Origin of the sequence: Spirillospora sp. NPDC048911 (assembly GCF_043198015.1) — a bacterium.
Lineage (GTDB): Bacteria > Actinomycetota > Actinomycetes > Streptosporangiales > Streptosporangiaceae > Spirillospora.
Map to the genome: position 1 here is coordinate 413,840 of NZ_JBICUD010000008.1, position 12,260 is coordinate 426,099.

The following is a 12,260-nucleotide window of genomic DNA, read 5'->3' on the forward strand; positions in this document are numbered from 1 at the left end:
TGGCTGACCTCCGGGGCGTCCTCCTCGTCATCCCCATCCGGGGAGACCCAACTGCTTGGCCTGCTTGGCGACGTCCTTGTCGTACTGGGCCGCGCCGTCGGCAGGCTGGGTGAGTCCCGAGCCGACGGCGACCGTGATCTGCTCCAGCGACGGCCCCTTGACCGGTGACAGGAACTCCAGGGCAGGCGTAGTGGCTCGACGGTCCAGGTAGGCCTGCAGATCCTTGGCCACTTGCAGCGCGTTCGCGGGCAGCGTCGCGCCCTCAACGCGGTACGGTCCGGACGGCGGAACCGCCTTGGTCACAGCGGCGGTGCCCGCTGGAGAGGCGACGAAGGCCAGGAACTTCTTGGCCTCGGCCAGATGCTTCGTGGTCTTGGCGATGTAGATGGCGGGCGGCTCCCACACAGTGGCCCCGTGCTTGGCCGGGTCGTCGCCGGGGATGCCGAAGAAGCCGACGTCCGTGGCCGCCTGCGGGTAGTTCGCGAGCTGCGGCGGCAGCGTGACGCTGAGCATCGCGTAGTGCGCGCCCTTGCCCTCGATCAGCATCTTCAGGCCCTGCTCGTTGGTGGCCGAGCCGAAGCCCTTGTTGGCGTAACCCTTGGCGTGGATGTCGGCGAGATGCTGGAAGCCGGCGACCGTGGCCGGCGTCGTCGCGAACTTGATCTTGCCCGCCGTGTACTCCTGGGCGAAGCCGGGCACCGTGGCCTGCACGTTGTAGTAGTCGGCCAGGACCATCAGCTGCGAGGTCCAGGTGTCCTTGAACGTGGTGATCACCGGGGTGACGCCGGCGGCCTTGACCTTCTCGTTGTTGGCCATGAACTCGGCCCAGGTCGCGGGCGGCTTCAGCCCGAGCCGCTGGTAGACCTTGCGGTTGTACAGGATGCCGCCGCCGGTCGCCGCGGCGGCCGGGACGCCGTAGACCTTGCCGCCCTGGGTGACGACCGGCAGGTAGTCCTTCTTGACGTTCGCCAGCACCGGATCGCCGGTGAGGTCGGCCATGGTCTGCGCGGGGTTGAGCGCTTGCAGCAGCGATCCCGGGTTGTACCAGAAGACGTCGGCCATGTCGCCGGTGGAGAGCCGGGTCTTGACGATGTTGTCGCCCTCGCTGCCGCCCGCGATCACCTCCGTCTTGATCTTGATCTTCGGGTTGGCCTGGGTGAAGGCGCTCGCGAGCGCCTTCGTGGTGTCGACGGTGGACGGGTCGTTGCCCATCAGGAACGACAGCGTCACGGTGCCGTCCGACGACGACCCGCTTGAGCCGCAGGAGGTCAGGGCCGCCACCGCGAGCGCGGTCGCGGCGGCTCCGAGCAGTGTCTTCACGGCGCCCTCCGGGTGCATTAAATCGTTTTAACGGCTCCCCGATGCGCTTAACGTAGGCGTAACCTCAGACACTCGTCAAGAGCCAATCTGAGTAACGATCCCCATGACTTCTCCAGCTAGATCAGCTATAACTCAGAATAATCATCGAATCCATGGATAACGTTACCCATCGCGTCCGGCCCCGGTGCCCCTACAATCGAGGCGCCGTCCGAAGGAGGAAGATCATGGCTGAGCGGCGTCGCGCGACGATCGCGGACGTGGCCAGCCACGCCAAGGTCTCCACCACCGCGGTGTCCAAGGTGATCCGCAACGCCTACGGCGTCAGCCCCGCCATGCGCGAGCGCGTCAACGCCGCCATCGAAGAACTCGGCTACCGCCCGCACGCCGCCGCCCGCGCGATGCGCGGACGCACCTACACGATCGGCCTGATGCTCCCGCACATCAGGAACCCGTTCTTCGCCGACATCCTCGACGGCCTCATGGAGCAGCTCGGCGGCACCGACTACCAGGCGATCATGATCCAGGGCGGCGCCACCCGGAAGACCGAGCAGCGAGCCGTCGACGCGCTGGTCGACCGCCAGGTGGACGGCATCATCATGGTCGCCCCCCTCGCCTCCAAGACCCGCCTCGAAGAAGTGGCCAAGGGCACCCCCACCGTGGTGCTCGCACGGCACGAACGTTCCGCGGTGTACGACGCGGTCTTCGACGACGACGAGACCGGCGCCGAGCTGGCCGTCCAGCACCTGATCGACCTCGGCCACACCCGCATCGCGCACATCACCCACCAGGACGACAGCGTCGCCCGCGCCGCCGACCTCCTGCACAAGATCCGCTCCGAGGCCTACGAACGCGTCATGCGCGAGCACGGCCTCGCCGACGAGATCGCCATCGCCACGACCTACTACACCGAAGAGGGCGGCTACCAGGGCACCCTCGAACTCCTGGCCCGCGCACCCCGCCCCACCGCCATCTTCGCGGGCGCCGACCAGGCCGCCTTCGGCGCCCTTGCCGCCGTCCACGAGTCCGGCCTCTCCGTCCCCGCGGACGTCTCCATCGCCGGCTACGACAACACCCGCCTGGCCGCCCTGCCCAACATCGCCCTGACGAGCATCGACCAGAACGGCGCCCTCATGGGCGAAACCGCGGGCCGCCTCCTCCTTGAACGCATAGAAGGCCGCACCTCAGCCGTCCGCTTCTCGGTGACCCCAAGCCTCGTCCAACGCCGCTCAACCGCCCCACCCCCCTGACCAACACCCCACGCCCAGAAGGTCATCGCCGCCTCCGAGCCCCACTGCCAGGACTCCATCAACTCCACGGAAGGTCGCCGGAGGGATAGGGCCGTCCATGTCTTCTGTGATCACGGTGGGGGGGTGGGGTTTCGAACCGGGTCGTGTCGGGGCCTTAGCGCTGTCAGGCGTCGGATAACCTGGCGGCCGTGATCTTGAGACTGCGCGGTTTCCCGGGGATCGGGGCGTGGTGGAGTTCGCCGGTCAGGGCCGCCACGTGGCTGGCCACCGCGCAGGTCGCGGCGGGTGGTGTGGTGGGGTTGGCGGGCCTGGCCGCCGTCGCCGCGCCGATCGCGGTCGGCATCGAGCTGGCGCGGTCGATCGTCGCCCCGGCGGTGGCGTTGATCGTCATCCTGACCGCGGTGCGCGGCTGCACCGCGTTGCAGCGCTCCCGGATCACCGTCTTCACCGACGTCGATCCCGCTGGGGACCGCCCCGGACCGTCCTGGCGGCGTTATCCCTTCACCGCCGGAGCCTGGCGCCAGGTCGTCTACCACTTCGTGGCCGGACCGGTCGGGGTCGCCATGGCGGCGCTGGTCGGCGCCTCCTGGAGCGGCGGCCTGCTGCTCGGCTCCGCGCCTGTCCACGCCTGGACGCTGCCGCCGGACGGGCCGCTCGGCTGGAATCCGCGCGCGCCCCTTGCCGTCGCCGCGATGACCGTCGCGGGGCTGCTGCTGCTCCTGCTCGCCCCGGCGCTGGCCACCGCCCTGGCGCGCGCCGATCTGGCGTTGGCGCGCACGTTCCTGGGGCCGACCCAGCGCGAGGAACGCGCCGCCCTGACCCGCCGGATGTCCGGGCTGGCCGCGAGCCGGGCTGCGACCGTCGAGGCCGCCGACGCCGAGCGCCGCCGGATCGAGCGCGACCTGCACGACGGTGCCCAGCAGCGGCTCGTGTCGCTGGCGATGAACCTCGGCATCGCCCGCGCGATGCTCAAGGATCTGCCCGATCCCGCCCGGGAGGCCGTCGTCCGCTCCCACGAGGAGGCCAAGCTGGCGCTGACCGAGCTGCGCGACTTCGTGCGCGGCCTGCATCCCGCCGTGCTCGACGAGCTCGGGCTGGACGCGGCGCTGTCCGGGTTGGCGGGGCGGACCCCGATTCCCGTGGACGTCCGGGTGGACCTGCCCGAACGGCCCGCCCCCGCGCTGGAGGCGGTGGCCTACTTCGTCGTCTCCGAGGCACTCACCAACGTGGTCAAGCACGCCGACGCGTCCCGCGCCGAGGTGGCTCTCGCGCGCCGGGACGGCCGGATCGTGCTGACGGTGGTCGACGACGGCCGCGGCGGCGCCAGCATGGCGGCCGGCAGCGGCCTGGCCGGGCTGTCGCGCCGGGTCGCCTCGGTCGACGGCGCCCTGTCCCTGTCCAGTCCGACCGGCGGCCCGACTCGCCTGACCGTGGAACTGCCATGCGCATTGTGATCGCCGAAGACTCGTTCCTGCTGCGCGAGGGCCTGGTCCGGTTGCTGGAGCTGGGCGGCCTGACCGTCGCCGCGGCGGTGGGCGACGCCGGCACGCTGCTGGAGGCGGTCGACCGGCACGACCCCGACCTGGTGGTCGTGGACGTGCGGATGCCGCCCACCCACACCGACGAGGGCCTGCGCGCCGCCCTGACGCTGCGGGAACGCGGACCACGGCCCAACGTGCTCGTGCTGTCGCAGTACGTCGAGGAGCGGCATGCCACCAAACTGCTGCGGGGCGACACCAAAGGCTTCGGATACCTGCTCAAGGACCGGGTCGCGGACATGGAGGACTTCCTGGCCACAGTGCGACGGGTCGCCGATGGCGGGACCGCGATAGACCCGGAGGTCGTATCGCAGTTGCTGAGCCGCAGCGACGGCCCGCTCGCCCGGCTGACACCGCGCGAGCACGAGGTGCTGCGGTTGATGGCGGAGGGACGCTCCAACGGCGGGATCGCCGAGAAGCTGGTGGTGAGCGAGAGCGCCGTCGCCAAGCACGTCGCGGGAATCTTCGCCAAGTTCGAGCTGCCCGGCACGGCGCAGGAGCATCGCCGGGTTCTGGCCGTGCTGAAGTTCCTCAGCGGTGTGTGAACGATGAAACTGCCGCGCCTGCTCTGGATCACGGTGGGGGGAGTCGCCACCGTCGCGCTGCTGGGCGCGGGGATCGTCGGCGGGCGGATGTGGCTGAGCGATGCGGACGAGCCCTCCCAGCCGACCGTCCGCTACTCACGCATCCACGCGGTGACCAAGGTGGTCGTGGAGATCGACAGCGGTTACGTGCTGGTCAGGGCGGGCCTCAACGGGCGCGTCGACGTCGAGCGGCGGCCCCGGGACGGCCGGATCCTCGACCTGAAGGAGAGCTGGGACGGGGATCGGCTCCGGCTCGCCGGCGGCTGCCGCGACGCGAAAGGCAAGCGCGTCACGCGCTGCCAGTCCGGGTACGTCCTCCAGGTGCCGGCGGCTGCCGAGATCGAGGCGCGCGCCGCTACGGGCGATCTCACCGTGGCCGGCCGCACCGGCGCGGTGTCCGTAACGTCCGGCAGTGGCGACATCGAGCTGCGGGATGTCAGCGGGCAGGTTCGGGTGATGACCAACTCGGGCGAGGTGACGGCCACGGCCCTGCGTTCGTCCACCGTGGACGCGCAGACCAACACCGGCGACGTCACGCTGGCGTTCGCCGCCGCGCCGCAGCGGACGGTCGTGACCACCAACACCGGCGACATCGAGCTGGCGGTTCCCGCGGGCCGGTACCGGATCAGCGCCGACACCGTCTCCGGCCGGCGCGACGTCGCCGTCCCAGGGAGCACCGCCCCCTGGCCAACCCTGAAAGCCCGCAGCAACAGCGGTGACGTGCGCCTGCGGACCGCCTAACCGTCGCCTGACCGTTCGGATGTTCACCGCCCGCCCGAACCGCCGGGCCCCGCCCGAACCGCCCAACGCGAGCGAACCGCCTGACCGTCCAGGCGGTCGCCGCCCGCCCGGACTGTCGGGCCCGAGCGGATCGCCCCAGCCGAACGGACCGCCCAGCCCCAGGACCGTCCAGCCCAAGCGGGCCGTCCGGCCCGGCAGGCGCGTTTGATGCCGAGCTGTGGCGCTTGGTCGCGCTGGCCCTTGGTGCGGAGCTGCGGAGTTCGGATGCCGGAGGCGTACGACCGGGCTCCGGCTGGCGCGCTGGTCGTGGATCAGTCGCCGCGCGGGGCCGGCCCGCCGACGAGGAGGCGGGTCGCGACCACGGAGGTGCAGACGGCGGTCGCGGCGCACACCGCTGTGACCGCGAGGATCGACGTCCACGGGACGGCCAGCGGGAACCCGCCCACCAGCTTGGTCAGCGCCGCCCGCTGACCCGCCACGACCATGATCGCCGCCACGCCGGCGAGGAAGGCGCCGGCGATCGTCGCCACCACGGTCTCGGCGGCCACATACGTCAGCGTCTCGCGGCGGGTGGCGCCGGCCAGGGTGAGGGCCGACAGCTCGCGGCGGCGGTCCGGGGCCGCCATCACCAGGGTGTTGGCGATCGCGATCAGCGCGAACGCCAGCGCGATCCCGAACACGTTCCCGGTGGCCAGCCTGGTCTTGCGCTGCTGGTCGGCCTGCTCGGCATCAAGGAGGGACGACCTGGTGGAAAGCGTCACGGGCTGGTCGCGCACGGCCGAACGCAGCGCCGCGGCCGCGGCGTCGCCGCCCGCCGCCACCTTGACCTCGATCTGGGTCGGGGGGCTTCCGCCGGTGTGGGCGGCGGGGATGTATCCGATCTCGCCGGTGACCGTGGTACTGGACTGGGCCGCCACGCGCAGCGGCGCGGACGTGCCGTCCGGCAGCCAGGCCCGCACCCGGTCGCCGGTGCGAATGCCGAATTCTCGCGCGCTGTCGCGGTCCAGGACCAGGAAGTCGTCGCCGAGATTTTGCATGGACCCGTCCACGACGGCGGGACGCCGCGTCGCGTTCAGCGACCGCGGATCGACGGCGAAGGCCGACAGCGTGCCCAGATAGCGGCCGCCGTCCCCGCTCAGCCGCACCTCGGCGGGGGTGTAGACCGCGACCGTGGCGCCCGGGATGGCCCGCACCCGGTCGACGACGGCCGAGCCGATCTCACCGTCGCCCTGGGCCGACAGGATGTAGTCGGCTCCGCTCTCGGCACGCAGCCCGGCCACGTTCGCCGCGTTCGCCGCGTCCTGCGCCGTGAACAGCGCGGCGCCGAGGCCGACGGCCAGCACCACCGGGGTGGCGACCGCGGCGGTGCGCCGTCCTGCGAACAGCGCGCCCTCGCGGACCACCATGGCGCCCGCGCCCAGCCTGCTCAGCGGCCAGGCCAACGCGGCCAGAACGGGGCGGACCAGCAGCGGGGTCAGCAGCGCGCAGCCGCCCACCAGCAGGACCGGAACGAACAGGTAGTTCTGCATGCTGAGCGCCACGACCTGATCGGCATTGATGGCGCCGACGCTCTTCTGGACACCCAGCACGAGCAGCACACCGCCGAGCACCAGCCGCACCGGCGTGACCGCCCGGCGCCTGCCGGTGGCTTCGCGCAGCGCCTCCGCGGGGCGCACGCGGCCCGCCCGCCACGACACCACGGCCGTACCGATCATCGCCGCCAGCAGTCCCAGCAAGAACGAGATCACCAGCGGGACGGGCCGGGCGTCGACCGCGAGCCAGGACGGCGCGACGCCATGGTCCACCATCCAGCCGCGCAGCACCCCGGTCCACTGGACGCCGACCGCGCACCCGAGGGCCGAGGCCAGCACGGCCAGCAGGAAGGCCTCGGCGAGCAGCATCCGGCGCACCTGCCCCGGCGTCGCACCCACGGTCCGCAGCAGCGCCACCTCCCGCCGCCGCTGGTCGACCACGAAGGCGAAGGTGGCGATCACCACGAAGACCACCACGAAGACGACCAGCATCATCGACGTGCCGGCCATTCCCTCCGCGTCGCGGAGCTGGTCACGGCCGCCATACTGGTCGCGCTCGGCCAGCAGCCGATCGTCATCGGTGAGCACCCGTGCGCCGGTCCCCTGAACCGCCGCACGCACCGACTCTGCCGAGCCGTAGGCGACGACGGCGTTGACCTTAGGTGACAGCCGCGCCGCCTCCTTGTCGGCGAAGAACACCGCATTCTCGAACCAGACCGGAGCGGTGACCCCAGCGATCTTGTAGTCCCCGAAGCCGGCGGTGGTCGCGACCCGGACGGTCCCGCCGACCAGCGACGGGTCACCACCGCCGACGACGATCTCGTGGACCGACCCGGGCGCATGCCCTTTCACCAGCCGGTACGGGGTGAACGCGGCGGCGCTCCAGGGGTGGCCCACCTGCCCGTCCGGGCCGCCGGGCAGCCGCGCGGAGAACGTCCGGTCCGGCACCGTCCGACCCGTGCCCGACAAAGCCTGGACGACCCGCGCGGGCAGTGGGCTCGGCCGGGCCAACGGGAACTCGCGCGGATCGCCGTCGTCGTCCTTGAGCGTCAACGTCACCGGTGCGGTCACCACCGCCGGGGCTTGTGCGTAACGTTGCGGACCGTGGAACTCGGTGGTGGTCACCGCCCGCAGGGTGAGGGCCGTCATCGCGATGATGGCGGTGCCCAGGGCCAGCGCCAGGAACGCCCCGGCGTAACTCGCCGCGCGGCTGCGCAGGGTGGCCAGCGCGATCCGGATCACCGCTCCTCCTCGAGCTTGGTGATCCGCGCCGCGACCAGCTCCGGGGTCGGGGCCTCCAGGTTCCCGGCGATCCGGCCGTCGGCGAGGAACAGCACCTCGTCGGCGAACGCCGCCGCGACGGGGTCGTGGGTGACCATCACGATCGTCTGGCGCTGCCGGTCCACCAGTTCCCGGAGCAGCCTCATGACCTCCCGGGAGGAGCGGGAGTCCAGCGCGCCGGTGGGCTCGTCGGCGAACAGCACCTGAGGCCGCGTCACCAGCGCGCGGGCGATCGCCACCCGCTGCTGCTGACCGCCCGACATCTCACCGGGCCGGTGCCGCCGCCGGTCCGCCAGGCCCAACCGGTCCAGCGCGGCGTCCACGTCCCGGCGCTTGGGCCGCTTGCCCGCCAGCATGAGCGGCAGCGCGACGTTCTGCCGGGCCGTCAGCGACGGCACGAGATTGAACGCCTGGAAGACGAACCCGATACGCTCGCGGCGCAGTTTGGTCAGCGCACCCTCGCTCAGCCCGTTCAGGAAAGTTCCGGCCAGCTCCACTTCTCCCGAGTCGACACGGTCGATTCCCGCCGCGCACTGAAGAAGGGTGGACTTTCCCGATCCCGAGGGCCCCATGACGGCGGTGAACCGTCCGGCTGGAAACATGACCGAGACGTTCTCCAGTGCCGCCACCTTGTTGTCGCGGCGGCCGTAGGTCTTGCTGACCTGACTGACCCTGACCATGGCTTCGCTGTGCATGACCTCGACGCTAGAGGCCAGGGCCATACCGAAACCATGACGCGGAGACCCGACTCGACCCTGTACCCAGCACCAGGCCACCCCTGGCCCGGACACCAGACGAAGGCGGGCTCCTGGCAGTCGCGAGCACCGTGACCTTGGCAGACCCGGGATCCTGCCCGCCTCTGGCAGTGAAGCCCACGGCCGGTCTTCGGCCTGGCGATGACAGGCCGACCAGTTGCGCGCACCGGCGCCTCTGCCCGTTCAACAGGCACTCGACGTGGTCGGCGATTTCGGGTGCCCCGGCGCGAGAGTGCCGGCCCGCGGTCGGCAGCCGGGCGGCTTCGACGGCGACACGATCGGACACCCCGTACTGCTCGGCGAGCTTGCGCCGGCGGGAGGAGAACCTGATCATTGAGATCGAGGACGACGGGAACGGCACGGGAGCGGGGCTGCCGTCCGGCGGGAACGGGCTGGCCGGCATCCGGGAACGCGCCACGGGGCCACGGCCCGGCGGCCGGGGTTTCCAGGTGCGCGCGTCCCTGCCGCTGAGCGTCCGGGAGGCGGTGTGAGCATCCGGGTCGTGGTCGCCGACGATCAGGAACTGGTCCGCGCCGGGTTCGCACTGATCCTGGAAGTGCAGCCGGACATCGAGGTGCTGGCCGAGGCCGGCGACGGTTTCCAGGCGGTCGCGGCGATCCGCGAGCACCGGCCGGACGTGGCGCTGCTCGACATCCGGATGCCGGGGATGGGATCGAGGCCGCCAGGATCGCGTGCGCCGAGACCGGCTGCAAGGTGGTCATGCTGACCACCTTCGACCTCGACGACTACGTCTTCGACGCCCTGCGCGCCGGGGCGAGCGGATTCCTGCTCAAGGACGTGTGCCGCGACGACCTCGTCCACGCGGTCAGGGTCGTGGCCGGCTCGGCCCGGACACCGCTGCCCGCCGGGCGGCTGGACGTGCTGACCGGCCGCGAGCGCGAGACCCTGCGGATGATCGCCGAGGCCATGGTGGTCAGCGGGCACACGGTCAAGACGCACGTCAGCAATGTGCTGTCCAAACTGGGGCTACGCGACCGGGTGCAGGCGGTCATCACCGCATACGAGACCGGGCTCACCGTGCCCGGTGCCGGCTCCCACGACAGGCGGGCCTGAACGCCCCGACACCGGCCGGCGCCGGCCCGAGGGTCCACGGAACGGCCTGGGTCAGATGACTCCCGCTTCGGCCAGCCAGCGCCACAGTTGGTCTTGGTCGACGACCGTGACGCCGAGCTTTTCGGCTTTGCCGGTCTTCGCGGCGCCGACGTTGGCGCCGGCCAGCAGGTAGTCGGTGGTCGCGGAGACCGACGAGGCGGTCGTGGCCGCCGCCTGCTCGACCAGGCGCGTGACGTCCGGTCGGCTGATCTTGGCGCCCGAGTGCGGGTTGGTGAACGCGCCGGTGATCACGACCGACTTGCCCTTGAGCGGCGAGTCGCCCGCGGCCGCCGCGTCGACGGGCCGGTCTTCGTCCAGCACATCGAGGTGGACGCCGCGCTTACGGAGCGCCGCGATCTCCTGCTGCACCTCTGGGCGGGCGAAGAAGGCCACGATGCTCTCGGCGGCCTTCGGCCCGATGTCGCGGATCGCCACCAGGTCTTCGACCGTCGCCGCCGCGACGTCCTCGATGCGCTCGTACCCGGCCAGGCACAGGCGCTTGGCCGTGCCCTCGGAGGCCATCGGGATCGCCAGCCCGATCAGCGCGCGCCGCAGCCCCATGCCCTTGGAGGACGCGATCGAGTCGACCATGTTCTTGGCGCTGACCTCGCCCATCCGCTCGTAGCCGAGCAGCTGGTCGGTCGTCAGGTCGTAGAAGTCGCTGCGGCGTTTGAGCACGCCTTCCTCGGCGAGCTTCTCGATCCAGGTGTCGCCGACGCCCTCCATGTCGGCCGCGTGGCGCGAGGCCCAGTGCATCAGCCGGCGCGTCGCCTGCGCCGGGCACTGCAGGTTGAGGCACCAGAGCTCCTCGCCGGTGCCGCGGACCTCCAGTTCGGAGCCGCACGACGGGCAGTGCGTCGGCGGGACGATCTCCACCTCGCTGCCGTCGCGCTTCTCCGGCAGCGAGCGGCCCGCGAACGGGATCACGTCGCCGCGCCGCACGACCGCCACCGTGTCGCCGATGCGCAGGTCGCGCTCGCGGACCAGGCGCGGGTTGTGCAGGGTGATGTTCTCCACGGTCACACCGCCGACGAACACCGGCGCGACCTTCGCGCGCGGTGGGATGCGGCCGATCTTGCCGACCGGCCACTCGACCGACAGCAGCGTCGTCAGCTTCTCCTCCGGCGGGTACTTGAACGCGATCGCGCCGCGCGGCTCGGCGCTGTTGAAGCCCGCCGCGTCGAACGCCGCCGGCTCGTGCAGCCGCACGACCGCGCCGTCGGTGTCATAGTCGAGCCCGTCGCGGCGGTCGCCGATCTCGTGGATCGCGTCCATCACCTCGTCCACGCCCGCGCACACGTACTGGGCGACCGGCTCGAAACCCGCCGGGATCTCCACCGCCGCACCGCCCCGGTCGGCGCCGAACGCGAAGAACCGCAGCACCCGCTTGGCCTGCACGGCCGCCTCGGGATCCTTCAGCACCAGCGTCCCGGCGGCGCCCGACCGCGGGTTGGTCAGGATCCGCTCCGGGTGGGCCTCGTTGTAGGCGGCCCACACCGACCGCAGCATCACGGCCTCACCACGGACCTCGACGCGCCCGGGCGCGTCGATCTCGGCCGGCAGGCCCGGGATCACGTGCCGCACCTTCTCGGTCACCAGTTCGCCGACCGCCCCGGTGCCGCGCGTGGCGACGTAGTCGAGCTTGCCATCGACATAGACGATGCTGAGCGAGAGCCCGTCGAGCTTCTCCGACACGCGGAACACCTGGCCGCCGAAGCGTTCACAGAACGTGCGGACCTTCTCCTCGTCGGTCGCCTTGGCCAGCGAGAGCATCGGACGCGCGTGGCGGACGGTCGGGCCGGTCAGCTCCGCCGGCGCGTTGACCTTGCCGAGCGGGCTGTCGGCCGGCTCGAGCTCCGGATGCTCGGCGACGAGCGCGGCCAGCTCGTCCTTCAACGCGTCGTAGTCAGCGTCCGGCAGCGGGCTGTCACCGGCGCCGTAGTACAGATCGTTCAGCCGCTTGACCTCGGCGGTCAGCTCCGCGATGCGCTCTTCAACGTCCACGCCCCTGATTAAACGCGATGGCACCGACATTGGTCATCGCCCCGTCCGCAGAATGATCCGAAGCGAGCCGCCTGGTCGCCACCGCAGGCGAACGCACGGCCCGGCGCCTATGTGGGACCCGAACGCACAGGCGCCGAATCCACCT

The 12,260-nt window shown here is 71.5% G+C and carries 9 protein-coding genes and 1 pseudogene; 6 read left to right on the plus strand and 4 right to left on the minus strand.

What is annotated here, in order from left to right:
- Nucleotides 1-27: 27 nt before the first annotated feature.
- Nucleotides 28-1,320, minus strand: a complete 1,293-nt coding sequence (locus ACGFNU_RS34350) for an ABC transporter substrate-binding protein (protein WP_392600503.1) — start codon at nucleotides 1,318-1,320, stop codon at nucleotides 28-30.
- 224 nt (nucleotides 1,321-1,544) lie between these two features.
- Between ACGFNU_RS34350 and ACGFNU_RS34355 the strand changes: the two genes are divergently transcribed.
- The 4 genes from ACGFNU_RS34355 (at nucleotide 1,545) to ACGFNU_RS34370 (ending at nucleotide 5,430) form a co-directional block, all read left to right on the plus strand.
- Nucleotides 1,545-2,567, plus strand: a complete 1,023-nt coding sequence (locus ACGFNU_RS34355) for a LacI family DNA-binding transcriptional regulator (protein ID WP_392600505.1) — start codon at nucleotides 1,545-1,547, stop codon at nucleotides 2,565-2,567.
- A 188-nt stretch (nucleotides 2,568-2,755) separates the two neighbouring features.
- Nucleotides 2,756-4,021 (plus strand): histidine kinase, encoded by a 1,266-nt coding sequence (locus ACGFNU_RS34360; protein WP_392600507.1) that lies wholly within the window; start codon nucleotides 2,756-2,758, stop codon nucleotides 4,019-4,021.
- Entirely contained in the window at nucleotides 4,009-4,650 is a 642-nt protein-coding gene (locus ACGFNU_RS34365) for a response regulator (protein ID WP_392600509.1), read from the plus strand. The genes ACGFNU_RS34360 and ACGFNU_RS34365 overlap by 13 nt, the downstream gene beginning before the upstream one ends.
- A gap of 3 nt (nucleotides 4,651-4,653) precedes the next feature.
- Nucleotides 4,654-5,430 carry a DUF4097 domain-containing protein gene (locus tag ACGFNU_RS34370; protein ID WP_392600511.1) on the plus strand — a complete coding sequence of 259 codons (777 nt, stop codon included), beginning with the start codon at nucleotides 4,654-4,656 and terminating at the stop codon, nucleotides 5,428-5,430.
- A gap of 311 nt (nucleotides 5,431-5,741) precedes the next feature.
- Here ACGFNU_RS34370 and ACGFNU_RS34375 read toward each other — a convergent pair whose 3' ends face one another.
- The gene (locus tag ACGFNU_RS34375) at nucleotides 5,742-8,204 is read right to left on the minus strand and encodes an FtsX-like permease family protein (protein ID WP_392600513.1); all 2,463 of its coding nucleotides are present in this window, start codon (nucleotides 8,202-8,204) and stop codon (nucleotides 5,742-5,744) included.
- Entirely contained in the window at nucleotides 8,201-8,938 is a 738-nt protein-coding gene (locus ACGFNU_RS34380; RefSeq protein ID WP_392600515.1) for an ABC transporter ATP-binding protein, read from the minus strand. The genes ACGFNU_RS34375 and ACGFNU_RS34380 overlap by 4 nt, the downstream gene beginning before the upstream one ends.
- A gap of 365 nt (nucleotides 8,939-9,303) precedes the next feature.
- On the opposite strand from ACGFNU_RS34380, the gene ACGFNU_RS34385 reads away from it, so the two are divergent.
- Both ACGFNU_RS34385 and ACGFNU_RS34390 read left to right on the plus strand, forming a co-directional pair.
- The gene (locus ACGFNU_RS34385; protein ID WP_392600516.1) at nucleotides 9,304-9,489 is read left to right on the plus strand and encodes a hypothetical protein; all 186 of its coding nucleotides are present in this window, start codon (nucleotides 9,304-9,306) and stop codon (nucleotides 9,487-9,489) included.
- Nucleotides 9,486-10,072, plus strand: a pseudogene (locus ACGFNU_RS34390) (response regulator). The gene ACGFNU_RS34385 and the pseudogene ACGFNU_RS34390 overlap by 4 nt, the downstream one beginning before the upstream one ends.
- A gap of 51 nt (nucleotides 10,073-10,123) precedes the next feature.
- Here ACGFNU_RS34390 and ligA read toward each other — a convergent pair.
- Nucleotides 10,124-12,115 carry an NAD-dependent DNA ligase LigA gene (gene ligA, locus ACGFNU_RS34395; protein ID WP_392600518.1) on the minus strand — a complete coding sequence of 664 codons (1,992 nt, stop codon included), beginning with the start codon at nucleotides 12,113-12,115 and terminating at the stop codon, nucleotides 10,124-10,126.
- Between the last annotated feature and the right edge of the window lie 145 nt (nucleotides 12,116-12,260).

Coding starts and splice junctions, on each gene's coding strand:
- ACGFNU_RS34370 (WP_392600511.1), top strand. CDS start 4,654: ATGAAACTGCCGCGCCTGCTCTGGATCACGGTGGGGGGAGTCGCCACC.
- ACGFNU_RS34365 (WP_392600509.1), top strand. CDS start 4,009: ATGCGCATTGTGATCGCCGAAGACTCGTTCCTGCTGCGCGAGGGCCTG.
- ACGFNU_RS34355 (WP_392600505.1), top strand. CDS start 1,545: ATGGCTGAGCGGCGTCGCGCGACGATCGCGGACGTGGCCAGCCACGCC.
- ACGFNU_RS34380 (WP_392600515.1), bottom strand. CDS start 8,938: ATGCACAGCGAAGCCATGGTCAGGGTCAGTCAGGTCAGCAAGACCTAC.